Genomic DNA, 24,773 nt, shown 5'->3' with positions numbered 1-24,773 from the left:
TATTATCGTCGAGGGCTAGTCAACTACGTAGTTAAAGGGTTAGGGTGAGTTAATTATTAAAATTACGAGTCCAGGAAAAGATGATGAATGATTGGGCAGTCGCCACCGGACACCCTTTGGGGACCAAGGCAGCGGTGCGGGTCTTACGTGCCGGCGGCAACGCAGTGGATGCCGGCGTGGCCGCCGGACTGACCCTCGGCGTGGTACAGCCAGACCTCGTATCGGTTGCGGGTGTAGCACCGATCATCATGTACGACGCGGCAACCGGAGAGGTGACAGCGCAAGATGGGGTCGGTGGCTGGCCTGCCGCAGCGGATGTTCACCAGATGCACCGCGATCACGGCGAGCACGTGCCCGAAGGTATTCTTCGCACGGTCATCCCCGCCGCCCCGGCAAGCTGGATCAAGGCACTGTCGGAAAAGGGGACCCTGCGCCTGGCCGACGTCGCGGCAGAGGCACTTACGGCAGCTGAAGAAGGCTTCAAGGTCTATCCTCTTCTGGCCGATTTCATCGCCACGCGCCGGGAAAAATATGCGCGTTTTCCTTCCACCGCCGAGATATTCTTGCCGGACGGAAGGCCGCCCTTGGCCGGGGATACATTTTTCCAGCGTGATCTCGCCTGGACCCTGCAACAGATGCTGGACGCCGAAGCCGCCTGCCCCGGGGACCGTCGCGCAGGCCTCGCCGCCGCGCGCGCTGCTTTTTACCAGGGGCCTGTGGCAGAGCGAATCGTCGCGTTTCACGCGGCAAACGGCGGCCTGCTGACCGCGGCCGACCTGGCCGGCTACGAAGTGCGGAATGAAGTGTCCATACCGGTTCTTTTCCGAGGCGCGGAAATCCATTGCTGTGGAGCCTGGTGCCAGGGCATTTCTATGGCTGAAACTCTCGCCATGATCGAGGCGGCAGGGCTGGATGCAGCGCGTCGTGATGGCATGTTGAATGTGCATTTCCTGCTGGAAGTGCTCAAGCGGGTCTTTGCGGACAGAGAAGCCTATGTCACCGACCCCGACCATATGACGATCCGGCCCGAGGCCCTCCTCGATCCTGACTTTCTGGCCGAACGGCTGGGCGGCATCTCCGATCAGTCGGATCCGTTACCGGCGCCCGGCCGCCTGCCGCTTCGAAACGGCGACGCCGACGACGCTCCCTTCCGTGTTGGCTGTGCCGATACGACGCATATCAGCGTGATCGACGGTTCCGGAAACATCTTCTCGGCCACTCCCAGCGATCCAAGCTACGATACGGTGGTCGTCCCCGGGACCGGCCTTTCGGTGTCGTCCCGAGGATCGCAATCGCGAAGTATCCCCGGCCATCTCAATGCCCTTGCCCCAGGCAAGAGACCGCGCCTGACCCCCAACCCAATCCTTGCGCTGAAGGAGGGCACGCCGTGGCTGGCGCTCGGCACGCCCGGCGGCGATGTGCAGGTTCAGGCGACGGCACAGGTCCTGCTACATCTCCTGGACGGCGGGCTATCCCCGGCAGACGCGGTCCGTGCGCCACGTGTCGCCACCTATTCCTTTCCCGGCAGCTTTGCTCCGCATGATGTGCATCCTAACAAAGTGCTCTACGAATCCGATATTCACCCTGATCAGGTCTCCGATTTGAAGGCACGTGGCCACGACCTCGAGGCATGGCCGGCCGCCACATGGATCGCCGGCGGCATCTGCCTTGCGCTGCGCGACGACAACGGCGTTCAAGCCGTAGCCGACCCGCGCCGCGCAGGTAGCGCGGCCACGAGCAAAACCGTATCCGGCTAGATCCTCTCAAGGGATTATGAAATGACTGACTTTTCGCACCTCTCCTCGCCCGCCCTGACGCTTGAAGAAGCTCTCGCGCATTGCGACGCGGCAATTCCAAACGCCTTGTTCACCGCGATGCGTTTTCACCGGGAAACGATGGAGGTCGAACGTGTCTATTCCACCATGCCCAACGCCTATCCGATCAGCGGGCGCAAACCCAAGCGACAAAGCGCATGGGGCCAAAAGGTTCTGATCGAGAAGCAAACAAACTGCGGTTTCGGCGCCGATGACATCGCGTGGGCATTTGACGACCACGCAAAGATCCTCGGCCTCGGTCTCAACGCCGTTCTGAACGTACCTGTAATTGCCGGAAACCAGGTAATCGGCACGATTAACTTTCTGCGCAAGGCCCCACCTTTTTCTGCGGTGGAGATTGCGTTCGGCAAGGCCTGCGCAGAAGCCCTCGCCGAACGCCGAAAAATCTAAAGAAACTAAATCGCCTTACCTGCAAGCAGAGGTGCTGGCATTGCCAACTTGTTTGCCCACCGGCTTTCGCATAGGCAACCGGGATGAAAATACCGTGCACGATGCCTGGCCTGACAGGCTACCGTTTTCCACGCGAGATCGTCGCCTATGCAGTATGGGCGTATCATCGTTTTGCGCTCAGCACGGCGGATGTCGAGGATCTGCTGGCCGAACGCGGCGTGATGGTCAGCCGGGAAACCGTGCGGAACTGGGTGAACCGGTTTGGCCGCCATTTCGCTGATTGTATCAAGCGCGACAGGCCGAGCACCAGTGACAAATGGCACTTGGATGAAGTCGTTGTTCCGATCAATGGCGTGAAATTCTGGCTCTGGCGGGCAGTCGACGCGAATGGGAACGTGCTCGACATTCTCGTACAAAAGCAACGTAATGCGAAGGCCGCCAGCCGGTTCCTGAAGCGGCTGATCGACCGGCATGGCGCGCCGCGAGTCGTGATCACCGACAAGCTGCGCAGTTACATCAGGCCGATCTGCAACCTTGCGGCGAACGCTGATCATCGGGCGCACAAGGGCTTGAACAACCGGATCGAAGGATCCCATCGGCCGACCTGAAAGCGAGAGAAACTTATGGGGCGTTTCAAGTCGCCGGGACAGGCGCAGAGATTTCTGGCCGCACATGACCAGATCAACACGATCTTCCGTCCCCGCCGCTATCGTCTCACCGCCAAATCCTATCGCCAGGCCAGAGATGATGCCCTCGATCTTTGGAGCGCCTACACACTCGAAATGACCGCCTGACGGGCGCAGGTCAGACCGCATTCGGGCGGATGCAAATAAGTTGGCAATGCCGGACAAAGCCCTTGGCAATCCACCCGCGGAAACTGCGCCTCTGGCAGGGGTCTAGCAGACAAGTTGTAACAAACCCCAAATGAATGACCATCGTCTTCCGTTTGAGCAGGTTTAAAAAAATTAAATACGCAAAACATATTTTAATCAACAACCTGCACTTTTTTATTTCGCATGTTGAAAAGAAAATTTCATATATCGATCAAATTTGACTCGACAGCGAGGTGTGACATCACGAAATTCCCAGCAGATTCCCTGTCTCACGACGGGATCTTCTGGGAGGGAGACACAATTGACTGGAACGGGCCAGGATACCGAACAAGACACGGGCCAAACTGCGGGTCACAAGCCGGACCGCGTCGCGGAGACCTCGCTTGCCAAGGCGATCCGCCTGTTGCCCATCGTAGCGGAACGCAACGAGAGCGGCGTCACCCTGTCGGCGGTGGCACGGAAGGCGAACCTGACGACGGCGACGGCGCGCAGGCTTCTGCAAGGGCTCGTGGACGGCGGACTTCTGAGCTTCGACCCCTACTCCAAGATTTACACGCTGGGCATCGGCATCTTCAATCTCGCCGGCGCCCCCGGCTCCCCGCGCCAGTTTGACCCCGTTCGCATGGAGTTACGTCCGGCATTGAACGAGATCGCGACCGTTACGGGCGAGACCACCTTTCTCTCCGTACCCTTCAACGACGAGGCGCTCTGCATCGACGCGTCGGGTGATACCTATGCGCTCTGTGCCAACACCTTGCGCGTCGGGGCCCGGCGTCCGCTTGGCGTGGGTGCCGGCAGCGCCGCGATCCTCGCCGCCCTGCCAGAAAAACAGTGCGACCGGCTGATCGCCGCCAGCAGCGACACCTTCAGCCGCTATGGCGAGCTCAACGCGGCCGAAGTGAGGCGCATGGTGCAGCACTGGCGCGAACACCGCTGGCTGATCAACGGATCAATTATCATCCCAGATGTCGGGGCCATCGCGGTGGCAGTCTTCGACCAGACGGGACAGCTCAGGGCAGCGATATCGGTCGCGGCACTGAAGTCCCATCTCGGCCCCAAGCATCGCAAGGAAATCGTAGCTGTAATGAAGCGTGCCATCGAGCGCGTGGGTTTCAAGACTTAAGGCAGACCAAGCATGTATCCCATCCACTTCTTCAACCGCGCAGCCAAGCTCTGGCCCGATCACATCGCCATCGAACACGGCAACGAGCAGCTCAGCTATCGGAATCTGCACGCCCGCGTGCAGGCGCTGGCAACCGGGTTGCAAAAGCTCGATCCCGAGTTCGGCAGCCGTGTCGGCATTTGCAGCTACAACACGATCGACCACCTCGTCTGCTGGTTGGCCGTTCTGGCCGCGGGCAAGATCTGGGTGCCGTTGCAACCGATGAACGCCGCAGCCGAACTGGTCCGCGCCGTTTCCTTCACTCGCACAAGCATCGTCATCGTCCAGAAGGACACGGCAGCGAAACTCGCCGGTGCCGAGGCCATGTTCCTATATTCCGATCCCGAGGGCGGCGATGGCACCACGGGTGCGCTCTGCCGCGACCATGCCGGCCAGACCCCGGCAGAGGCCGACCTGCCTCTCTCGGCAACGCAGGCGATCAAGTTCACCGGTGGCACCACCGGCCTGCCCAAGGGCGTGATGCAGCCCTACCGCGCCTGGAACACCAACATCGCCACGCAGGTCGCCGCCTGGTCGCTGGACGAGGGCCAGCGCTACCTCGCCGCCGCGCCCATCACCCACGGCACCTCGACCTATATCCTGCCGACGCTGGCCACCGGCGGCACGCTCGTGCTGCTCGACCGGCCCCGCCCCGAGCAGACGCTGGACTTCCTGCAGAACGCCCGGATCACCACGACCTTCGTGCCGCCCACCGTGCTTTACATGCTGATGGAGCTCGAAAACGTCCGCGACGCCGATTACGCGCACCTCAAGAACCTGATCTACGGCGCAGGCCCAATGCGCCCCGACGCGATCGGCCGCGCGCAGGAAATATTCGGCCCCTGCCTTGCCTCGACCTATGGCCAGACGGAGGCGCCCCAGATCGCCACGATGATCTCGGCCGAGGAACTCAAGGACCCGGCCAAGCGCGCCTCGGTAGGCCGCGAGACCTTTCTCAGCCGGGTTGAGATCATGAACGACGCGGGCAAGATCTTGCCCGTGGGCGAAACCGGCGAGATCGTCATTCGCGGCGACCTTCTGATGACCGGCTACTGGGACCAGCCGGAGGTCACCGCGAAGACGCTGGCCGATGGCTGGCTCCACACCGGCGACCTCGGCCAGAAGGACGAGGACGGCTATCTCTTCATCCGGGGCCGCGCCAAGGAGATGATCATCACCGGCGGCTTCAATGTCTACCCGGCGGATGTGGAAACCGTCATGGGCGAACACCCCGAGATCATTGATTGCGCCGTCTACGGCGTGCCTGACGACAAGTGGGGCGAGGCGGTTCATGCGGCCGTTCAGGTGCGGGATGCCAAGGCCGTCACCGGAGACGAGATCATCGCCTTCATCCGCGAGCGTCTCGGCCCCGTCCAGACGCCCAAATCCGTCAATCTCCGTGACAGCCTGCCGCGCAACGCAATCGGCAAGCTTCAGAAAAACCAACTTGCGGAAGAGCACGCCACCGCGCACGCCGACGCATTTCAGAAAGGCTGACCCATGTCCAAACCAGCGCCCACGACATCCCTGTGCCGTTACACCGACACCGAGATTTTCTATCGCAACAGCAACTTGGTGGACGAACTGCTGACCGATGACAGCGATTTCGTCACCGTGATGATGCAGCACATCCTGAACCGCCCCGTCAGCCCCAGCCAGAAACGCGTGATGAACGCGATCCTGATCGTGATGATGGAACACGGGCTGACCCCCAGCGCCATCACCACCCGGTCGATCTACATGTCCGCGCCCGAAAATTTGCAGGGCGCCGTCGCGGCCGGGCTTCTGGCCGTCGGCAGCCAGTTTGTCGGCACAATCGAGAACAACGCCCGCCTGCTCTCGGAACTGGTCGATCTCGACGCCGACGCACAGGCCACCCGCGCGTCCGAAATTGTGCGCGAACACCGCGCCCGCAAGGCTCACCTGCCCGGCTTCGGTCACCATCTTCACCGCCCGGATGATCCCCGCGCGTTGAAGCTGCTGGAGATCGGCGAGACCGCATCCGAAAACCCGCGCTACCTGCGCGCGCTGAAAACCCTGTCCGCCGCCGTCGACGCCGAGTTCGACCGCCACATCACCATCAACGCCACCGGCGCCACCGCCGCGCTTCTGGGCGACATGGACATCCCCGTGGAACTGATGCGCGGTTTCGCCATCATCTCCCGCGCCGCGGGCCTCGTGGCGCATATCGCCGAAGAGCAGCAGAAACCCTCCGGTCGCTTCATCTGGGAAACAATCGACAAGGCCATGCCGTTCGAGGACGACGCATGAGCGACTTCGCCATCGTCACCGGCGGCGCGCGCGGCATCGGCGCGGCGATTGCAGAGCGGCTCAAGGCCGACGGGCTGCGCATCGCCGTCGTGGACCGCATCGCGCCTGAGCATGACCACTCCGACGAGGTGCTCGAACTCGACCTGTCGGATGTCGAGGCCACCCGCACCGCGCTGGAGAAATTCTGCGACGGGCGGCGCGTGACGCGGTTGGTGAACAATGCCGGCATCGTAGAACCTGCGGATGTCGCCTCGACCGATCCCTATTCCCTCGACAAGGTGGCTGCGGTCAACTTGCGCGCGCCTCTCGTGTGCCTGCAAGCCGCCCTGCCATCGATGAAGGAGGCACGGCTGGGCCGGGTCGTCAACATCTCGAGCCGCGTTGCGCTGGGCAAGGAGCTGCGCACTGCCTATTCGGCCACCAAGGCCGGTCTGCACGGCATGACCAAGACATGGGCGCTCGAACTGGGCCAGCACGGCATCACCGTCAACGCGCTCGGCCCCGGCCCCATCGCCACCGAGCTGTTCAACAAGGTGAACCCGCCGGGCGACCCGCGCACCGAAAAGATCATCGCGACGGTGCCCATGAAACGCACCGGAACCCCCGAGGACGTGGCCGACGCCGTGTCGTTCTTCTGTTCGGAGAGGGCGGGGTTCGTGACCGGACAGGTCCTTTACGTCTGCGGAGGCATGACCATCGGATCCGTCTGAAGAAGAATCCGGACCAGACTGAAAGAAAAGGCATTTCATCAAAGGAGGAGACCAAGATGAAACTTAACCGTAGAACCATGATCGGCGCCGTCAGCGCCACTGCCATGCTGGCCTTCGGCGGCTCTGCCATGGCGCAGGACTACCCGACCAAGCGCATCACGCTGATCGTGCCCTACAGCGCCGGCGGCGCAACCGATGTTCTGGCCCGCCAGGTCGCCGACGGCCTCAGCCAAGTGCTGGACGAGACGGTGACGGTCGAAAACCGCCCCGGTGCCGGCGCCACTCTGGGCACCACCCAGGCGGCCAACGCCCGACCCGATGGCTACACGCTCTTCATGGGGCAGGTGTCGTCGCACGGCATCGCGCCCGCTGTCTACAAGAACCTGCAATATGATCCGGTCGAGGATTTCGCACCGATCAAGTTGATCATGTCGATCCCCAACGTCATGGTGGTCAACGAGGACAGCCCCTACCAGTCGGCCGAAGAATTCCTCGAAGCCGCGAAATCCGAGAACATGACCTTCGGGTCCTCGGGCGTGGGCAGCTCGATCCACCTCTCGGGCGAGATGTTCAAGGCCAGCACCGGCGCCGACATGACTCACGTGCCGTTCCGCGGCAGTGGCGAGGCCGTGCTGGCTCTGCTGTCAGGCGACGTGGACGTGATGTTCGACAACCTGCCCTCGGCCATGCCGCATATCGAGTCGGGCGCCCTGCGCGCGCTGGCAGTCACTACGCCGGAGCGTTCCGAGCACCTCGAGGATGTGCCGACCCTGGACGAGCTGGGCATTGAAGAGCTTGAAGGGTTCGCCGCGCGTTCATGGTTCGGCCTGATGGCCCCTGCGGGCACCGATGACGCGGTCGTCGCCACCTTGAACGACGCGATGGGCGAAGTCCTTGCAAGCGACAGCTTCAAGAAATTCGCCGACACCCGCGGCGGCCAGATCGAGGGCGGCAGCCCCGACGATTTCGCCGCCTACATCGAGGGCGAGCTTTCCAGCTGGAAGGCGGTCGTCGACGAGGCCGGCGTAACAGTCGAGTAATCTTTCGACAATTACCAGGTGGCGGCCCGCCGGGGCCGCCACCCGTCAAGGGCGGCATGGAGGAGGGCCAGCCATGAGCGAAACAGATACCGACACCGACGCCCGCAGGGGCCGCCGCCGCGAAATCATCTTCGCGGTGCTCACGATCCTGGCCGCCTTGGTTTTCGCCTTCGTCGTCATCCCGAACGGCGTCACCAGACCGGCGTCGGTCAAACACCTGCCGCTGTCACCCGTCTTCCTGCCTTACGTTCTGACGATCAGCGTGGGCCTCTTCGCCCTGATCCACTTTCTGGAAGCGATCTTTGCCGCGCATATCCCCGGCGAGGACGACGCCTCGCTCGGGACACATCCGCGCTGGAAATCCCGCTTGCTGCTGCTTGTCGGCCTGCTGGCGCTCTACCTTCTGATGCCCGAGCGGCTGGGAATGCCGCTCACCGCCATCATTGTGACCATCGCATTGATGGCCATCGGCGGCGAGCGCCGCCCGCTTATCCTCTTAGGCGTCGGCATCGCCGTGCCGGTGCTGGTCTATCTGTTTTTCGCCCACATCGCGCAGGTGCCCCTGCCCATGGGCCTTTTCGAAGACTGGATGTGATCCATGATAGAGAATATTGCCACCGGCTTCGAGATGTTCTTCACGCTGGCCAACCTGCTGGCGATCACCGCCGGCGTGTGCCTCGGTGTAACCGTGGGCGCAATCCCCGGCCTGACCGCGACCATGGCCGTGGCGCTCGCCCTGCCCTTCACCTTCAATCTCGATCCCGTCACCGGCATCCTGCTGCTGGTCGGAGTCTACAAGGGCGGCGTCTTCGGCGGCTCGATCACCGCGATCCTCATTCGCGCGCCCGGCACGCCCGCGGCCGCCTGCACCCTGCTGGATGGCTATCCGCTAGCCCAGCAGGGCCAGGCGGGCAAGGCGCTCAACATGGCGCTCTACGCTTCGTGCATCGCCGACTTCCTGTCCAATCTGTCGCTTATCTTCTTCGCCAGCCTGATCGCCGGCCTTGCCCTTGCCTTCGGCCCGCCTGAATATTTCTGGCTGATCTGCTTCTCGCTGACCGTAGTGATCTCGATCTCGGGGTCGTCCCTGACCAAGGGGCTGATTTCCGGCCTGCTGGGCCTTCTCACATCCACCATCGGGCTGGACCTCGTCTATGGCACGCAACGCTTCACCTTCGACAACTTCAACCTGATGGGCGGGGTCAGCTACATCCCCCTGCTGATCGGCCTCTTCGCCCTGCCCGAGGTGATCGACTTCTACATGCGCAAGGTCGCGCCTTTCACGGTCAAGACCGCCGACAAGAGCCGCGTCAGCCTGGCCGAGCTGAAATCCAGCCTCGTCACCATCGTGCGAGGCAGCTTCATCGGCGTCATCATCGGCACCATCCCCGGTGCCGGGGCCACCGCCGCCGCTTTCCTCTCCTACGGCGAGGCACGCCGCACCTCGAAGTCTCCCGAAACCTTCGGCAAGGGCAATATCGAAGGCGTCGCCGCATCGGAGGCGGGCAATAACGGTGTCGCTGGCGCCACGCTCATTCCCCTGCTTGCGCTCGGCATTCCCGGTGACGTGGTGACGGCGGTGATCCTCGGCGCCTTCATGCTTCAGGGCCTCACCCCGGGGCCCCTGATGTTCCAGGACAACATCAGCATCATCTATGCCATCTTCATCGGCATCATGCTCAGCTCGGTCGTCCTTCTGGGATCGGGCAAACTCGCGATCCGCTATTTCTCGCGCATCGCCGACATTCCCCGCCACATCCTTCTGCCCATCGTGCTCATGTTCTGCGTGTTCGGCAGCTATGCCGTGCAAAGCCAGATGTTCGACGTGGGCGTGATGCTGGCCTTCGGCGTGCTGGGCTATATCATGATGAAGATCGACATGGCCGCGGCGCCCTTCCTCATGGGCTTTATCCTCGGCCCGCTCTTCGAGGACAACCTGCGCCGGTCGTTCCTCATTTCCGAGGACGTGACGATCTTCTTCCGCAGTCCGATCTGCTGGATCTTCATCGTCATCACCGTCCTGTCGGCCTATGTCGGCGTCCGTCGCGAGCTGCGCGCCACCCGCGCCAAGCGCAGCGCGCTGCGCACATCGGGTGCGGCATGAGCGAGGGCGCAGACAACGGTCTTGAGGGCCGCATCGCGCTGGTGATCGGCGCGGGGTCCATCGCGTCGGGCATCGGCATCGGCCGGGCCATCGCGATCAGCCTCGCCCGCGAGGGCGCCAATGTCATCGCCGCCGACAACGATCTTGCGTCGGCCGAGGAAACCGTGGGCCTGATCGCCGACGAGAGCGGTCGCGCCGAGGCGGCCCGCGTCGATGTCCTTGACGACGACAGCGTCACCGGCTTGATATCTGGCATCGAGGCCAAACATGGCCGTCTGGACATCCTGAACTGCAACGTGGGCCTGGGCAAAAGCGGCCCGTCCGAGGCCACCACCCCCGCAGACTGGCGCCGCATCAGCGACGCCAATCTGACCTCGCTGCACGTGGCCGCACAGGCGGCGATCCCGATGATGCGCGCGCAGGGCGGCGGGGTCATAACGGTCACGTCCTCCATCGCCTCGATCCGGCACGTGGGCTATCCCCACCTTGCCTATTCCGCCACCAAGGCCGGCGCGAACCAGTTCGTGCGGTCCCTCGCGGTCGAGCTTGCGCCCAATGGCATCCGCGTCAATTCCATCATCGCGGGGCTGATCGACACGCCCCGCATCGGCGTGACACTGGCCAACAGCTATGGGGACCGGACCGAAGCTCAGATGCGCGCTACCCGCGCCGCGCAATGCCCCATGGGCCGCATGGGCAGCGCCTGGGACATCGCCGAGGCCGCAACTTTCCTCGCCTCCGACAAGGCGGGCTACATCACCGGCACCCAGCTGGTGGTCGACGGCGGCCTGTCGGCCAGCATCCGGCAGGCGATGGATGCCTGACCGCCCACCCCCGTCGGGCCGGTCGCGGTTCGTCCTCAATGCGGGGCTGGCCCTGTACCTGTTGGGCACGGGGACTGCGGCCATCTTCGCACCGGTGCCTGAAATCCCAGCAGTGGCGGCGCTCATGGCGCTGGCCCTGCTCAATCGGCAGGCCCTCAACCGGCCAGCATGGATCATCGGCAGCCTCGTCGTCATGCTGGTCATCTGGGGCCTTGTCGCGGGCTGGCTGGACGAGGCCGGGGCACTATCGCGCGTCACCTTCCTGTCGGCCTTCCTGGTCGCGCTCGGCATGCTCAGCCGCGCCGCCTCGCGCGCGCCCGATATCCGCAGTGCCGCCGTCGTGGTCGCCAGCCGTCCGCGCGGCGCGCGCTATCTCTTCGTTTCACTGGGCACGCATATCTTCGCGATCTTTCTGAATTTCGGCGCGGCCAGCCTGATGGCCACGCTGCTGGCCCAGACCCGTGACAAGCTGGAACGCCAGAACGCGGTCGAGGATGTGACCCTGTCGATGCTGCGCGGCTTCGGCGCCATGCCGATGTGGTCGCCGCTCGCGCTCTCGACCATCGTCACTCTGTCGATCCTGCCCGAGATCAACTATTTCGAGGTCCTGCCCTACGGTCTGGCCGCCGCCGCGCTTTACCTTGCCGCCGGCTACATGGCGCGCAAAGGTCCCGTTCCCGCGTCCGGGCCGGCGACGGCCACGCCGGTCATGCCCACGCGCTCCGAACAGCTGATTCTTCTGCGGGTGGTGGCACGTGTCGCCCTTCTCGTGGCGGTGGCCTTCGCCCTGAACCGGTTCGCGGATCTGTCAATGCCCGCGTCCGTTCTGCTGGCCGTGTTGATCTTTTCGCTGGCCTGGTGGATGATCCAGGTCACTTCAGGCAGCGCTCCCGGCCTGTACGATGAACTTGCCGCCACCGCGTCAAGCGGTGCCAACGAGATCGTCATCGTGTCCTGCGCGGGCTTTCTCGGCGCCGTTATCGCGTGGTTCGTCTCCAGCTTCGACGGCGACCTGCCCGTTCCGCCCGATGCTCTAGCGCCGGTCCTCATCGCGCTCGTGCCCATGGGTATGGTGCTGGGCGGCGTATCGGCGCTGAACCCGATCGTCTCGGCAAGCATCCTCCTTGGCCTTCTGCACCCGCTGGTGCCCGAAGCGGCCCTGCTGTGGCTGGCGCTGGCGGCGATCATCGGTTGGGGCATCACCGCCGCCTCCACGCCGTTCACTGCCAACGTGCTCATCACCACCCGCATTATGCAGGTGGCTCCCGGCCCGCTTCTGCGCCGGCACAACATCCGGCTGACGGTCCTGTCACTGGCGGTGCTGGGCCTGTTCTGCGCCGCCGGTTCCTACATATCCCTGCAAGGTTAGGACGTACATATGACCCAGAACATGCAAGCCGTCTTCGCAACCCGCCCGGGGGGTCCGGACGTACTCGAGCCCCGCGAGGTCCCCATACCGGCGCCGGGGCCGGGCGAAGTGCTGATCCGTGTCGAGGCCGCGGGCGTCAACCGCCCCGACCTGCGCCAGCGCCAGGGCGGCTATCCCCCGCCCCCCGGCGTGACCGAGGTGCTGGGGCTCGAAGTGGCGGGCGAAGTCGTGTCCTGCGGCGACGACGTGCTGTCCTTTGCCGAGGGCGACAAGGTCGTCGCGCTGGTCGCAGGCGGCGGCTATGCCGAATACTGCGTCGCGCCCGCCCCCCAGGTCCTGCCGTGGCCTGCCGGTCTTTCGGCGGTCGAGGCTGCAGCCCTGCCCGAAACCTATTTCACCGTCTGGACCAATCTCTTCCGCATCGGGCGCCTCGCCGAGGGCGAGACTGTCCTGATCCACGGCGGCGCCAGCGGTATCGGCACCACGGCGATCCAGATCGCGCGCGCCATAGGCGCCACCGTCTATACCACCGCCGGCACGGACGAGAAATGCCAGGCCTGCCGCGACCTCGGCGCTACAGAAGCCATCAACTATCGTTCCGCACGGTTCGAGGAAGAGATCGCCCATCTCACCGACGGGCGCGGCGTCGATGTCATCCTCGACATGATTTGCGCCGATTACCTCGACCGCAATCTCGCCTCGCTCGCCGTGGCAGGGCGACTGGTCATCATCGCCTTCCTTGGCGGCGGCAAGACCCAGATCGACATCGAAGGCATGATCCGCAAGCGCCAGACCCTGTGCGGCAGCACACTGCGCCCACAATCCCCACAGGAAAAGGGCCTGATCGCCGCCGACCTTCTGGCCCGGGTCTGGCCCCTCCTGGAACAGGGCAAGATCAAACCGGTCATCAACTCCGTCCATCCTCTGGCCCGCGCCGCCGACGCCCATGCCGAACTCGAGGACGGCGGTCATGTGGGCAAGATCGTCCTGTCGGTGCGCTGACGGTCAGGCACCGTCCTGCGGCGGGCCGCTGGTGCGGCGGATCATCAGGTCGGGCGGGATCAGGGCCGCGGGCATTACCAACTTGTTTGCTCGTTGGCTTTCGCAAAAGCATCAGGTAGGAAAACTCCTTGCACAATGCCCGGGCTGAAAGGCCACCGTTTTCCACGCGAGATCTTCGCCTATAAGGTCTGGACGTACCATCGTTTTGCGCTCAGCACGGCGGATGACAAGGATCTTCTTGCCGAACGCGGCGTGATGGTCAGCCGGGAAACCGTCCGGAACTGGATGAACCGGTTTGGCCCTCATTTTGCCGATTGTATCAAGCGCGACAGGCCTGGCATTTGCGACAAATGGCACTTGGATGAAGTCGTTGTTCCGATCAATGACGTGAAGTTCTGGCTCTGGCGGGCAGTTGACGCGAATGGGAACATACTCGATCTTGCGTCCGCGCCGCTGTCGTCTCACCGCCAAATCCTATCGCCACAGCAGAGCTGATGCCCTCGATCTTTGGAGCGCCTACACACTTGAAATGACCACCTGACGGGCGTGGGTCAGGCCGCATTCGGGCAGATCCAAATAAGTTGGCAAGGCCGCTCATACCAATCACTGTGTTCTGGCAGAGAGCATTGCCAACCATCTGATGATTTCGCGACCGGTCTTCAAACACTTGAATGAATCCAGGCAGCGGCGTCTTCACTTTTCTAGCATCCATTCACCACTTGCATCGCTCGCGACCCGCGGCACCAATGCACGGACGAGGTCGCGCATGTGGAGTACGCCCACTTGGCGTCCATTGCGCATGACGCGGTAGTTCTTCGTCGTGTCGCCCCGCGAGGTCGCGATGACCGACTCCAGCGTGTCATTTGCATCGACCTCTCCCGCGATCTCTTGCGGCGTATCACTGGTCGTCTTCATCACGGAACGTACCCGCAGCACACGCGCGCGGTTGATGTCACTGACAAAGGCTTCGATGTAAGGATCGTTCGGGTTCAGCAGGATATCCTGCGGTTCCCCCTGCTGCACCACGAAGCCATCCTTGAGGATCACCAGGTGATCGGCCAGCTTGAGCGCCTCGTCGAGGTCGTGGGTGATGAATACGACCGTCTTGGACAGCTCGTCCTGCAATTCGATCAACAAGTCCTGCATGTCGGTACGGATCAGCGGATCGAGGGCCGAGAACGCCTCGTCCATCAGCATAATGTCCGAGTTCGAGGTCAGCGCCCGGGCAATCCCGACCCGCTGCTGCATGCCGCCGGAAAGCTGTGCGGGATATTGCCCGCCCTGGCCTTCGAGGCCGACGCGGTTGAGCCACCGGGTCGCCTCTTCCGCGTATTGCTTTCGGTTTTTGCCTTCGATTGCCCACGACATGCCGGCGTTCTCCAGCACCGTACGGTGCGGGAGAAGCGCGAATTTCTGAAACACCATCGACATTTCCGCCTGCCGCAGACGGCGCAGACGGTGCTCGTTGTAGTCCAGAATATTCTCGCCGTTGACATACACCTCGCCCGCCGTGGGTTCGATCAGCCGGTTAAGGTGGCGTATCAGGGTGGACTTGCCGGAACCAGACAGGCCCATGATGACCGTGGTCTTGCCCGTCGGCATGTCGACATTGATGTTGTTCAGACCAAGCACATGGCCCGTCTCGCTTTGCAATTCGGCCTTGCCCATGCCGGCGCGCACCTTTTCAAGTGCGCCCTGCGGGTTCTCACCGAATATCTTGTACAGATTGCATACCGAGATCTTGCTTTCATCGCTCATGATTTCTGCTCCGCGTTGATCCGTGCGAGCGCGGCTTTGGTGACCCGGTCAAGAATGATCGCCAGCAGCACGATGCCGAGGCCGGACAAGAGGCCGACGCCCAACTCGAGGCTGCGGATGCCGCGCAGCACCAGCACGCCGAGGCCCGGCGCCGAGACCAGCGAGGCGATGACCACCATCGCGAGGCTCATCATGATCGTTTGGTTCACGCCGGCCATGATGTTGGGCAGGGCCAGCGGGATCTGTACCCCGAATAGCTTCTGCCGCCTGGTCATCCCGAACGCATCGGCGGCCTCGATCACGTCCTTGTCCACCAACCGGATTCCGAGGTCTGTCAAACGCACCACCGGAACGATGGCATAAAGGATAATGGCAATGCCGTAGAGCTTGGGCTCCGTCACCGAGAAGAGGAAGATCAGCGGGATAAGATAAACGAAGGGGGGTAACGTCTGCAGCATGTCCAGCACAGGTATGAGCGCTTTCTGCACCCTGTCATTGCGTGACATGGCGATCCCGATGGGCACACCGAAGAGCACGCATATGAAGGCGCAGACGAAAATTATCGCGAGCGTTTGCATGGTATGATCGTAGAAATCGATGAAGGCGAGAAACCCGAAGCAGGCCGCGACCAGCGCCACCAGCTTGCCCGACCGGCCCACGCCCCAGGTGATCAGCATCAGCAGCGGTATCATGATCCACCACGGAACCGACTGCATGATCCAGAGCGCGTTTTCCAGGGCCCAGCTCAGCGGTTGGGTCAGTGGGTCGACCACGACTTTCAGGCTGTCCTTGATGTCGAGAAAGCCGCGCTCCAGTCCGCGCGTAAGGTCACGCGATTGCGGGACGCTGCTGCAGGCATCGTTCAGGGCGTCGAGCGATGGAAAGGGAAGCTCCCAGAGCGAGGTGTCACTTTCGCCTCCGGCCTGCCCCATGAGGTCCGCCATCGAGCTCAGGCCGCCGCCCTGCTCTTCGCCGCACCAGCCTCGAAGGCCCAGTTTGTCGAATAAAAAATCGTATGTCGCCATGTATCACTTCCCCGGATCCCGAGCGGACCGTCCGATTGTCTTTGGGCTGGGGCGAACCTTGAAGACGCCCGGCCTTTAGCAACCTTCGCATGTTATTGTGGCACAACTGCCCCGGACGCTCAGGGCGGTGCAGCTATGTTGGAAAAGACAAATTCCGGCGGGAAGCTGTGCCCTTCCCGCCGGAACCATCACGCGTCCGCGCTTACTGCTCGAGCAGTTCGGACAGGTTCCCGCGTGCCTCTTCGTTCAGCCACTCGCTCCAAGTGTCCTGGTTGTTTTGCAGGTAGTAGACCGCAGCCTCTTCGGTTGAGGCGTTGTTCTCGTCCTGCCAGGCAAGGAGTTGGCTCATCTCGGATGTCTCGAACGACACCTTGCTGAAGAACTCCGCCAGCTCGGGGTTGTTGTCGTTAAAGTCCTTGGTGACGACCGTCAGGATCGGCGCCGTCGGAAACTCCGAGGGCTGCGGATCCGGATTATCCGGGTTCTGGTTGGCGGAATGCGCTTCCTCGTCATACTCGCCCAGCTCCACGCGGGTCATGTCGAACTTGCCCAGCGGCGTTGTCGGACCCCAGTAGTAGCCGAACCACGGTTCTTCGCTTTCATAGGCCGAGGCCATCGAGGTCGCGAGGGTTTCGCCCGAACCGTGGTTGAACACCTCGATGCCGTTGCCTTCGAGATCGAAAGCACGGGCCAGGTTATCGCTGACCGTGCGGCACCCCCAACCATCGGGGCAGTTGTTGAACATGCCGCCAACGAGGTCGGGGTTTTCGAGCACACCCTCAATGGTGGTCAGTTCAGGATGCTCTTCGGCAAGGTAGGTCGGGATCCACCAACCTTCGACGCCGCCGGGGTTCAGGACGCTGGTCAGCTCGACAATGCGCCCGTTTTCCTTGAGTTTGTCATAGGCGTCGCCGGCCGAGTTCGGCCACATCTCGGGCACGACATCGGGTTCGTTATTCTCCGAAAGCGAGGTGACGGCCGGTGTGGTGTCCGACGGAACAACGGTTACGTCGCAGGAATAGCCCTGTGTCAGCAGGAAGTCCGAGACCGCGACGACGATCTGCGCCGAGGCCCAGTTCATTTCAGCGATCGAGACCTCCCCGCAATCCTGTGCGGCTGCAGCCACGGGCGTGGCTACGGCGAACGCGGTTCCCAGCAAAAATCGTTTCATTCTGACATCTCCTTAGTTTTTCTTCGCGAGCTTCGCCGTCAGGGCGTTGACCGCCAACGGGACGCCACCACGCAAAAAGGTCGGGCCTGCGGAAACCGATTGGTGGCCGCATTCCAGATGGCGCGTGTGGCAAGCGATGGCCGGAACGAAACAGGTTTGCGTATGGAGTGCAACCCGATCACCAAACCTCTGCGAATTGGGTCACGCGTGACGTTAGGGAAAGCTTACAGACCAAGCTTTAACCCGTAGCGCAAACATACGAACAACGGCATGCTGTCGCCCGTTGACGATGAGATCAGACCGCAGAAACTGAACAAGGCAGCTGTCCAGGAAACTAGGGGCATCTCAAACAGACCTTGGAATAATAGCTTAAAGCTTTTGCTCGTGGCAGGGTGTTAAGCCACTTCTGGTGGCAATTCACAGACTGTTTTGTGGTGATCCTTACCATTTACGCGCAGGCAGCTTGAACTCCCCTTCCGGGGAGTTGTCGATGACGCCAGCGACAGATTATTAGCCAGCGTTGAGGTCATCAAGGCTGGCGCACAGCGCATTACAATCGATGTAACGGCAGAGGCGCAGCAAGTTTAAGCCTCTTCCAACGGTTGGATGTTGGAGACGTCTATTTCACTACGAGCTCTAATCAGTTCATAGTTCTTTTGCATATTCACCCAATACTCTGGGGTCGTACCAAAGAACTTCGCCAGGCGAAAAGCCGTATCAACGCTGAGAGCAACTTCACCCTTGCATACGCGTTCAATACGAGTGCGAGGCACTCCAAGTTTCTTGGCGAGGGCAGGAGCGCTCATATTCAGCGGCTCCAGATAAAGCTCATTAAGCACGTCGCCGGGATGGACCGGCACTTGCAGCATGGTCATAGTCGGCTCCTTTCAGTGGTAATCAACTATCTCAACGTCAGCAGGACCAAGCTCGGTCCAGGTGAAACAGATGCGCCACTGGTCGTTTATGCGAACGGAGTACTGACCAGCGCGGTCACCCTTTAGCTCTTCGAGGTGATTACCCGGTGGGAACCGGAGATCCTCAAGAACCGAAGCAGCATCCATCGCGGCGAGCATAGCAATCGTTCGCTTTACAAGGTTGGCAGGGCATCCTTTGCCGTATTTCCCGGCAACGGCCCTATCCGCCAATTTGCCCTTGGTGCTCTGAATCATTGCGTAGTATGTATCATGACATGATACAGTGTCAATGGGTCGAAGTGAGTAAATGTAAGTACGAAACCTTCACTTTTGGGTAAGGGTGTCGCTTCGAATCCGAGATTTTTTTGGCTTCTGTCCCCATTACTCCTCAATTCGATAACGCTTTGCGTTGAAATTAGTAACGGAAATGTTGAGCGGGCATTTTCAATAAATCCGATACCGCTCCAAGTACTTTCAATACTAGCATCCAGCTTCGAGCGACCTTTGCCGGCATGTCAAACCGATTGCCGTCTCAGGCAGGAACATTCTTTTCCGACTGGGCGAATAGCCCCGGTCAGCGTGATACGATGTCCTTATCGTCCCAGAAGTTTTCGAGGTCTTTTGCGTAACGTCGACTTTCTTTCTCGGCACTTTGATGCGCGGCTGACAGGGCATCTATTGCGCTGTCGCCACTTTTCCAAACCAAGCGTATGACATCGCCAGCAGACACTTTGACAGACATCGGCCTGCCGTCATTGAAATAGAGTCCTAGGGTGTGAATGGCTATATTCACCTTATCGGCCAGAGCTTCTGAATCCGGCTGCCATCCGTCCTCAACAATGCATACAAAAGTGCCGTTCCCAGCATACGATATTAAATGTGGATGTTCGCTGAGACCCAATGTGATGGCCTCGGCCACATCCGCCACGAGACATTCGTATTCGAAGCGCGAGGTTTGTCGGAACAGGCCTTCGATGTCGCGAATGCTGAATGCAAACACAGCTGAACCGAACAGCTTCTTGCGTGCCATTAAGGAAATGTAATTCTCAAGGGCCAGGTAATCGATCATCCCGTTTATATCGCGCACGTGGAACGGTTCGTGCAGTGCCAGCGGCGCGTCGGTTTCGGTCGCACCTGTGTTACTCAAATCTGGCTGTTGGTTTTGCTTCTTTCGACTGAAGACAATCTCTTCTATCAGTTTGATACGCCCGAGCAGATCATCGATGTCGATTGGTTTGGTGATGTAGTCAGTGGCCCCAGCCGAAAAAGCTCGGTCGATGTACGACTTGTCCGACATTGCCGTCAGCATAAGGACTGGCGTCTTCTTGTGATCATGCCGACTTCGCAGGATCTTGCAAAGCTCAATACCGTCTGTTCCGGGCATCTGAATATCCACCAGGAAGCAGTCAATTGGCTCAGCGTCGGGCTGCGCTAGCACGTCAAGTGCATCAACTGCGCATTCTGCAGTGGTTACCGTGTGTTCTCCATTGAACTGGACCAACAGCTCGATGAGCTGGAGGATTGCCGGTTCGTCATCTACGGCCAGAAGGTGCATTTTCTCCTCCCACAAGCAGAAACTTTTTTCGCAGCGCGCGGTCGAATACATTTTACGTGCATCACGCCATCCCCAAACAACTATAAGGCGAAGTGGATAAAATTGCGACGGCTGGTTGGAAAGAAAGCAGCAAAAACTTCTGCCCGGACCTTATTCAGGAATGCCAGTGCTCTAGATTTTCTGCCTTCACATCTGAAGACGTGGCTCTGTCGCTGCAAACAAGGATTAATTCGCGCACTCCGCCAAGCATGCATTCGCACCCTCGATCCGGCCCGTGCTGTAGCCAGCGTCTATTGCGGATAACGACGGCAATCTACCGCGAGGCGTGACATGCGATTGGAGCAAAGTTCGAAGACTTACATTGCAGTTCGTTTTTCGAAACGGGTTGTTTCGCAGAAAACCCTGAACGGCCAATTTCGGACACAATCGCGCCACATTTAACGCACGGACAGAACGCAATGATGTCTATCAGTAACGAGTGTTTAAAACTGATTTCTATGATGAAAGCGGCGACCGTCTGTGATTGGCGGTTGCCGCATTTTTCATTTTCTGGAGACTGTTTATGCCGAAATAATGGCTAACTCATCGCTCTATTCCAGCGCTCCACGCCTGGCCCTGTGGCCACCTGACCGTCATCGAGGATTTGGATGCCCTGAGATGCTCCAATCAAACCCGGTATCGCGACAAAAAACGGCTGGCATCGATCCGCAATCCCCTTACCAGATGCGTTAAAGAACCACGCCTGACCCGGAGTGTAACACGGTTCTAACAGGCTATTGCCCTCGCAGAAATCAGAGGGGCAGTTTCAAGGTCTCGGGTGTCAGCTGTGCGGATCTTCCCGCCGTTCGCTGTATACGCAAGAGACTGCTTCTCGCACATGAAGCATCTGGCGGAGAGGGGCGGGGAGCGGACATTCTCTGCGGGTGCGACTGCAGCCCGTCCGCATTCAAGAAGCGGACTTTCAGTTGAATTGTCTAATGGAACGACACAAAATGTGCATCAGTCTTGCTGCGTGAAGACAGTGTGTGTTGTTGTGTTTAAGGGTTTTTGCCTTTTGCAGAACCAAAATTTTTAATGAAGTACGGGGGAGTATCCTGTCCATGACGCTACGCGTGCCAAAGCTTCTGAAGACCGCTGTTATTTCAGACGATCCTCATCTGGCCGCCCGTTTTAGCTCCGCCATGGCTCGAAAGTTTTACTATCTGACTGTAATGGATGGGCCAAGAATGGCTCGGCCAGACGCAAATGCAGAGGCCCTGCGGCGAAACAATGCGCTAGCTCGGATAGAAGCAGATCGTGTTGTTCTGACTGGCCTGTCGGACGCTCAATTAACGGCCATGACCGATCTGCTCCCAAGTAAAGTTGTTCGACTTTGCGGCGCTTCAGACGTCGAAAGCTTCGCTTTGAAATCAATGGTTGGCAACAAACGGCTTATCTGGGGGCTTGAGAATATTGGTGTTGGCCTTCTCCAAGCCCTCCATGAAGGGCGTCTCATTGAGTTTGAAAATGGTGGGCCAACGACAGCCTCTGTCGTTGGAAAGAGCAGACATCATGTCGTGTGCGAAGCGGGAAACGATCTTGCGGAAGTGAATGCGGCCAACTATGCTTATGCTCTTGGTGCCTCGCTCACAATTATCCCCAAGGTCGACCCTAAAGTCAGTGAGCAAATCCTTGAACAGTTTTATGCGTCTGAAAATGGGCAGCAACGTCTCGAATTGCAGCGTGAATTGCGCGACCTATGTGGCGATATTGAATTGGGGTCGGGTGCCTCGCTCTCATTTTTCACTAAGCAGCTTCCTTTCGGGGTAGGTTTTCCGGCGCATCCTTCAACGCATATCTTCACATATCCGGATTGTGGTGTGTCCTTGGTGAATGGTTTTGCGGCTGAACAGGCCCGCAGTAGGGGGGTGAACGTGGCAGTCTTGGTGGACCCTGAGAAGACACCAGCTCCCGAGATCGATGCGGCCACCAAGGCTTTGCCCAAAAAGCGCGTTTTTGTGCGGGCGTATCGTGGGAAAGCGGCAGAGGTCACAAGAATCACAGACATGGTCGATCATTATCCCTATGATCTGCTCGTATTCGCAACGCATTGCGGCGATGCTGATGGCTGGCGATGGACTTACGAGTTCACGGACAGCGAGGGGATCGAACGTCAGTTGAAAGTCGATATAGCCATCGGTATCGGTCGTACCGATGATGACAATCTACTCAAAGTAGTGCAATTTTCTTACTTCCATTCCCTTGATGGGGTCGATTGGAGCGATCCGGTAGCAAAGGCCGATCTCTACGTCGGCAGTGCAATCAAGGACTATTCGGAATGGTCGGGCAGAGAAGACTTTGAGCCAATTCATAAAGAGACGCTTGACCGGGTACGGTCATCGGCGGCCATGGCAATGTTTGACAATAACTTCATTCCGATGCCCGTTGCGATAGCTGGTAGCAGTACCCCGATCATCATAAATAATGCATGTGTCTCTTGGCATGAGCTTGCGGCGCGCTTCACATTCGCTAATGCACGCGCGTACATAGGAACTCTCTTCCCAGTCTTACCCTTTGAGGCGGAAAACGTTGCAAACCTCATTTTGGACAAGCATTGGGGCAAGCCCTTGCCAGAGGCTCTGTGGCTTTCTCAGGTTGAGACCTATGGAAAGTTAGATCCGCGCAGACCTTATGTTATGACGGGTGTATACATACAAAAACTACGGTCCACGAAAGAAGATGTACCCAGATATATAATGAAAAGGCTGGAAGACGGCCGTCGTCACTATGCCCGTCAGGTTGCGCACACAAGCGAGAAAGAACAAAAGAACATGCAGCATGTCCTTGACTACTATCGCAACGAGGCCGCTGGCCTTCACGAGCGATGGTTAAAAAAGTAATTGGCTGTTGTTGTCATCAATCACAGGCTGGGTTTGATTTGGCATTGCATGCGGATGTCCGCTTCAAAGAAGCCGCATTGCAGCGACTGAACTCATCTTGAATGTCCAATTTGGGCCGTCCTTGTCGATGCGGACCTCGCTGCGCGCGCGACGTGGACAAGACACGCCCGGGTCAGTTTGGGCTTGAAGCGGACGAACGCGTTCTTGATAATCGCGACCTACCTGATCGCGATTATCAACACATCCCGTACGGGTCTTGGTTGACTCGAACGCCAGCTCTTTTAAGCCGCCTCAGAGCATCTTCGGCTGCTGTGTATCTGTGTCCTGAGTATGAGAAGCAGGTGATTCCTCATCTCCGCCGGGTTTCTTTCCAGTGGCGGTTCTTGTTGTCTGTTTAGCTTCACTTGGGGAGCGGCGTCGGATCTCCGGTACCAATTCGGTGGGCTTGCCGACCTCGGTCTGAGCTGGCATGCCGCAAGGCTTACCGACCTTGAGCGAGATATCAAATCGGCGTTTTCTCTATAGGACAATCCCCGGATATGGCCGTCCCTTAACTGCAATGGCGAGTGGCTTCCCTTTCCGCGCCAGCAAGAGGCTGCCGGAAACCATTTTGCGTGGCGATTTGTGGGGCAGTTTTCGGTCGCCATTCGCTCAGAACCCAACAAAACCAGAAAAATAAGGATTTCGGGGTTGACGAATGGTGCCCAGGAGAGGACTCGAACCTCCACGTCCATACGGACACTAGCACCTGAAGCTAGCGCGTCTACCATTCCGCCACCTGGGCAGGTGTCGTGGAGGCGCATTTAGACATCACGCCGGGTCATGTCAACGTGGATTCGTGCGGATAGTTCGCATTGGTCAATTCGCCTTGTCGATTTCGGCCATCACGTCTAGTAGAAAGGAACCCAAAGGCGCAGACGGGAGCACCAATCATGTCCAGGCTTGTCACCATTTACGGCGGATCGGGGTTTGTCGGGCGGTATATCGCGCGGCGGATGGCGCAGAAGGGATGGCGTGTGCGGGTCGCGGTGCGCCGCCCACACGAGGCGATCTTCGTCAAACCCTACGGTGTCGTGGGCCAAGTCGCGCCCGTAGCGTGCAACCTGCGCGATGATGACAGCGTGCGCTCGGTGATGCACGGCGCGGATGCGGTGATCAACTGCGTCGGCACGTTCGATCGGCGCGGTAAGAACAATTTCGACGCCATTCAGGTCGAAGGCGCGCGCCGCGTGGCGCGTATGGCCGCCGAGACAGGCGTCGGCCGCATGGTGCAGATCTCGGCGATCGGCGCCGACACGGGCTCGCCCAGCATCTACGCCCAGACCAAGGCCAAGGGCGAAGAGGCCGTACTGGAACATATGCCCGACGCCGTCATCCTGCGTCCCTCGGTGATTTTTGGCGCCGAGGACAGCTTCTTTAACCGTTTCGCCGGCATGGCCCGGATCTCGCCGATCCTGCCCGTCGTCGGCGCAAGCACGAAGTTCCAGCCGGTCTATGTCGACAACGTCGCCGAGGCCGCGGTGATGGGCGCCACGGGCGACGCCGCCCCCGGCATCTACGAGCTGGGCGGACCTGACGTGCACACCTTCCGCGAGCTGATGCACCAGATGCTGGAGGTGATCCGCCGTCGCCGTCTGATCATGAACATCCCCTTCGCCATCGCGCGGCCCCTTGGCGCCGCGATGGACGGGGTCCAGTTCCTCAGCGGCGGGTTGATCCCGGCGCAAATCACCCGCGACCAGGTCGCCAGCCTTAAACGGGACAACGTCGTCGCGGACGACGCAAATGGATTTGCCGCGCTGGGCATCCGGCCCACGGCGATGGAGGCGGTTCTGTCCGATTACCTGTGGCGGTTCCGCCCGTCGGGCCAGTATTCGGATATCAAGGAATCGGCGCGCAACCTTCGCCAGGGATGATCCGGCGCGCGATAT

The 24,773-nt window shown here is 60.2% G+C and carries 20 protein-coding genes, 1 tRNA gene and 2 pseudogenes; 16 read left to right on the top strand and 7 right to left on the bottom strand.

The window, feature by feature from the left end; genetic code table 11:
* The first annotated feature begins 83 nt into the window (after window positions 1-83).
* The 14 genes and pseudogenes from C2I35_RS13985 to C2I35_RS13920 form a co-directional block, all read left to right on the top strand.
* A complete protein-coding gene (locus C2I35_RS13985) occupies window positions 84-1,757 on the top strand; it encodes a gamma-glutamyltransferase family protein (protein WP_245890495.1) in 1,674 nt (557 codons plus the stop codon).
* A gap of 21 nt (window positions 1,758-1,778) precedes the next feature.
* Window positions 1,779-2,225, top strand: coding sequence for a GAF domain-containing protein (locus tag C2I35_RS13980; protein WP_103763671.1), 447 nt, complete (start codon window positions 1,779-1,781; stop codon window positions 2,223-2,225).
* Window positions 2,226-2,308: 83 nt separating this feature from the next.
* Window positions 2,309-3,019: pseudogene (locus C2I35_RS13975) on the top strand (IS6 family transposase).
* 340 nt (window positions 3,020-3,359) lie between these two features.
* Window positions 3,360-4,181, top strand: a complete 822-nt coding sequence (locus C2I35_RS13970) for an IclR family transcriptional regulator (protein WP_103763670.1) — start codon at window positions 3,360-3,362, stop codon at window positions 4,179-4,181.
* Between the two features lie 12 nt (window positions 4,182-4,193).
* Window positions 4,194-5,717: a class I adenylate-forming enzyme family protein gene (locus tag C2I35_RS13965; protein ID WP_103763669.1), complete on the top strand. Its 1,524-nt coding sequence runs from the start codon at window positions 4,194-4,196 to the stop codon at window positions 5,715-5,717.
* A 3-nt stretch (window positions 5,718-5,720) separates the two neighbouring features.
* Window positions 5,721-6,491: a citryl-CoA lyase gene (locus C2I35_RS13960; RefSeq protein ID WP_103763668.1), complete on the top strand. Its 771-nt coding sequence runs from the start codon at window positions 5,721-5,723 to the stop codon at window positions 6,489-6,491.
* Complete coding sequence (locus tag C2I35_RS13955; protein WP_103763667.1) at window positions 6,488-7,201, top strand: SDR family NAD(P)-dependent oxidoreductase; 714 nt, start codon at window positions 6,488-6,490, stop codon at window positions 7,199-7,201. Before C2I35_RS13960 ends, C2I35_RS13955 begins: the two co-directional genes overlap by 4 nt.
* A gap of 56 nt (window positions 7,202-7,257) precedes the next feature.
* The gene (locus C2I35_RS13950) at window positions 7,258-8,241 is read left to right on the top strand and encodes a Bug family tripartite tricarboxylate transporter substrate binding protein (protein WP_211286153.1); all 984 of its coding nucleotides are present in this window, start codon (window positions 7,258-7,260) and stop codon (window positions 8,239-8,241) included.
* Window positions 8,242-8,314: 73 nt separating this feature from the next.
* Window positions 8,315-8,836 carry a tripartite tricarboxylate transporter TctB family protein gene (locus tag C2I35_RS13945; RefSeq protein WP_103763665.1) on the top strand — a complete coding sequence of 174 codons (522 nt, stop codon included), beginning with the start codon at window positions 8,315-8,317 and terminating at the stop codon, window positions 8,834-8,836.
* 3 nt (window positions 8,837-8,839) lie between these two features.
* The gene (locus C2I35_RS13940) at window positions 8,840-10,345 is read left to right on the top strand and encodes a tripartite tricarboxylate transporter permease (protein ID WP_103763664.1); all 1,506 of its coding nucleotides are present in this window, start codon (window positions 8,840-8,842) and stop codon (window positions 10,343-10,345) included.
* Window positions 10,342-11,169, top strand: coding sequence for an SDR family NAD(P)-dependent oxidoreductase (locus tag C2I35_RS13935; protein WP_103763663.1), 828 nt, complete (start codon window positions 10,342-10,344; stop codon window positions 11,167-11,169). The genes C2I35_RS13940 and C2I35_RS13935 overlap by 4 nt, the downstream gene beginning before the upstream one ends.
* The gene (locus C2I35_RS13930) at window positions 11,162-12,538 is read left to right on the top strand and encodes a hypothetical protein (RefSeq protein WP_103763662.1); all 1,377 of its coding nucleotides are present in this window, start codon (window positions 11,162-11,164) and stop codon (window positions 12,536-12,538) included. The genes C2I35_RS13935 and C2I35_RS13930 overlap by 8 nt, the downstream gene beginning before the upstream one ends.
* A gap of 9 nt (window positions 12,539-12,547) precedes the next feature.
* Entirely contained in the window at window positions 12,548-13,540 is a 993-nt protein-coding gene (locus tag C2I35_RS13925; protein WP_211286152.1) for an NAD(P)H-quinone oxidoreductase, read from the top strand.
* 135 nt (window positions 13,541-13,675) lie between these two features.
* A pseudogene (locus C2I35_RS13920) lies at window positions 13,676-13,981 on the top strand (IS6 family transposase); the annotation flags it as partial.
* A gap of 252 nt (window positions 13,982-14,233) precedes the next feature.
* Here C2I35_RS13920 and C2I35_RS13915 read toward each other — a convergent pair.
* From C2I35_RS13915 to C2I35_RS13890, 6 genes are all read right to left on the bottom strand, one after another.
* Complete coding sequence (locus C2I35_RS13915; RefSeq protein WP_103763661.1) at window positions 14,234-15,298, bottom strand: quaternary amine ABC transporter ATP-binding protein; 1,065 nt, start codon at window positions 15,296-15,298, stop codon at window positions 14,234-14,236.
* The gene (locus C2I35_RS13910; RefSeq protein ID WP_103763660.1) at window positions 15,295-16,323 is read right to left on the bottom strand and encodes an ABC transporter permease; all 1,029 of its coding nucleotides are present in this window, start codon (window positions 16,321-16,323) and stop codon (window positions 15,295-15,297) included. Before C2I35_RS13910 ends, C2I35_RS13915 begins: the two co-directional genes overlap by 4 nt.
* Before the next feature lie 202 nt (window positions 16,324-16,525).
* Window positions 16,526-17,494, bottom strand: coding sequence for an ABC transporter substrate-binding protein (locus C2I35_RS13905; RefSeq protein WP_103763659.1), 969 nt, complete (start codon window positions 17,492-17,494; stop codon window positions 16,526-16,528).
* A gap of 584 nt (window positions 17,495-18,078) precedes the next feature.
* Window positions 18,079-18,369 carry a HigA family addiction module antitoxin gene (locus tag C2I35_RS13900; protein ID WP_103763658.1) on the bottom strand — a complete coding sequence of 97 codons (291 nt, stop codon included), beginning with the start codon at window positions 18,367-18,369 and terminating at the stop codon, window positions 18,079-18,081.
* Between the two features lie 12 nt (window positions 18,370-18,381).
* Entirely contained in the window at window positions 18,382-18,663 is a 282-nt protein-coding gene (locus tag C2I35_RS13895) for a type II toxin-antitoxin system RelE/ParE family toxin (protein WP_103763657.1), read from the bottom strand.
* Between the two features lie 319 nt (window positions 18,664-18,982).
* Entirely contained in the window at window positions 18,983-19,963 is a 981-nt protein-coding gene (locus tag C2I35_RS13890; RefSeq protein ID WP_170067212.1) for a response regulator transcription factor, read from the bottom strand.
* Window positions 19,964-21,063: 1,100 nt separating this feature from the next.
* Between C2I35_RS13890 and C2I35_RS21910 the strand changes: the two genes are divergently transcribed.
* Complete coding sequence (locus C2I35_RS21910; RefSeq protein WP_146050039.1) at window positions 21,064-22,842, top strand: hypothetical protein; 1,779 nt, start codon at window positions 21,064-21,066, stop codon at window positions 22,840-22,842.
* 698 nt (window positions 22,843-23,540) lie between these two features.
* Here the strand turns inward: C2I35_RS21910 and C2I35_RS13875 are convergent.
* Window positions 23,541-23,626: transfer RNA gene (locus C2I35_RS13875), tRNA-Leu, on the bottom strand.
* A 148-nt stretch (window positions 23,627-23,774) separates the two neighbouring features.
* Here C2I35_RS13875 and C2I35_RS13870 point away from each other — a divergent pair.
* Window positions 23,775-24,758 carry a complex I NDUFA9 subunit family protein gene (locus C2I35_RS13870; RefSeq protein WP_103763653.1) on the top strand — a complete coding sequence of 328 codons (984 nt, stop codon included), beginning with the start codon at window positions 23,775-23,777 and terminating at the stop codon, window positions 24,756-24,758.
* Window positions 24,759-24,773: the final 15 nt, after the last annotated feature.

This window comes from Roseovarius confluentis (assembly GCF_002917925.1).
Classification (GTDB): Bacteria; Pseudomonadota; Alphaproteobacteria; order Rhodobacterales; family Rhodobacteraceae; genus Roseovarius; species Roseovarius confluentis.
Note: the sequence above shows the minus strand (reverse complement) of the source record. Positions and strands in the feature narration are given on the sequence as shown.

Coding starts and splice junctions, on each gene's coding strand:
- C2I35_RS13985 (WP_245890495.1), top strand. CDS start 84: ATGAATGATTGGGCAGTCGCCACCGGACACCCTTTGGGGACCAAGGCA.
- C2I35_RS13980 (WP_103763671.1), top strand. CDS start 1,779: ATGACTGACTTTTCGCACCTCTCCTCGCCCGCCCTGACGCTTGAAGAA.
- C2I35_RS13965 (WP_103763669.1), top strand. CDS start 4,194: ATGTATCCCATCCACTTCTTCAACCGCGCAGCCAAGCTCTGGCCCGAT.
- C2I35_RS13960 (WP_103763668.1), top strand. CDS start 5,721: ATGTCCAAACCAGCGCCCACGACATCCCTGTGCCGTTACACCGACACC.
- C2I35_RS13955 (WP_103763667.1), top strand. CDS start 6,488: ATGAGCGACTTCGCCATCGTCACCGGCGGCGCGCGCGGCATCGGCGCG.
- C2I35_RS13950 (WP_211286153.1), top strand. CDS start 7,258: ATGAAACTTAACCGTAGAACCATGATCGGCGCCGTCAGCGCCACTGCC.
- C2I35_RS13945 (WP_103763665.1), top strand. CDS start 8,315: ATGAGCGAAACAGATACCGACACCGACGCCCGCAGGGGCCGCCGCCGC.
- C2I35_RS13940 (WP_103763664.1), top strand. CDS start 8,840: ATGATAGAGAATATTGCCACCGGCTTCGAGATGTTCTTCACGCTGGCC.
- C2I35_RS13935 (WP_103763663.1), top strand. CDS start 10,342: ATGAGCGAGGGCGCAGACAACGGTCTTGAGGGCCGCATCGCGCTGGTG.
- C2I35_RS13930 (WP_103763662.1), top strand. CDS start 11,162: ATGCCTGACCGCCCACCCCCGTCGGGCCGGTCGCGGTTCGTCCTCAAT.
- C2I35_RS13925 (WP_211286152.1), top strand. CDS start 12,548: ATGACCCAGAACATGCAAGCCGTCTTCGCAACCCGCCCGGGGGGTCCG.
- C2I35_RS13915 (WP_103763661.1), bottom strand. CDS start 15,298: ATGAGCGATGAAAGCAAGATCTCGGTATGCAATCTGTACAAGATATTC.
- C2I35_RS13910 (WP_103763660.1), bottom strand. CDS start 16,323: ATGGCGACATACGATTTTTTATTCGACAAACTGGGCCTTCGAGGCTGG.
- C2I35_RS13905 (WP_103763659.1), bottom strand. CDS start 17,494: ATGAAACGATTTTTGCTGGGAACCGCGTTCGCCGTAGCCACGCCCGTG.
- C2I35_RS13900 (WP_103763658.1), bottom strand. CDS start 18,369: ATGACCATGCTGCAAGTGCCGGTCCATCCCGGCGACGTGCTTAATGAG.
- C2I35_RS13895 (WP_103763657.1), bottom strand. CDS start 18,663: ATGATTCAGAGCACCAAGGGCAAATTGGCGGATAGGGCCGTTGCCGGG.
- C2I35_RS13890 (WP_170067212.1), bottom strand. CDS start 19,963: ATGCACCTTCTGGCCGTAGATGACGAACCGGCAATCCTCCAGCTCATC.
- C2I35_RS21910 (WP_146050039.1), top strand. CDS start 21,064: ATGACGCTACGCGTGCCAAAGCTTCTGAAGACCGCTGTTATTTCAGAC.
- C2I35_RS13870 (WP_103763653.1), top strand. CDS start 23,775: ATGTCCAGGCTTGTCACCATTTACGGCGGATCGGGGTTTGTCGGGCGG.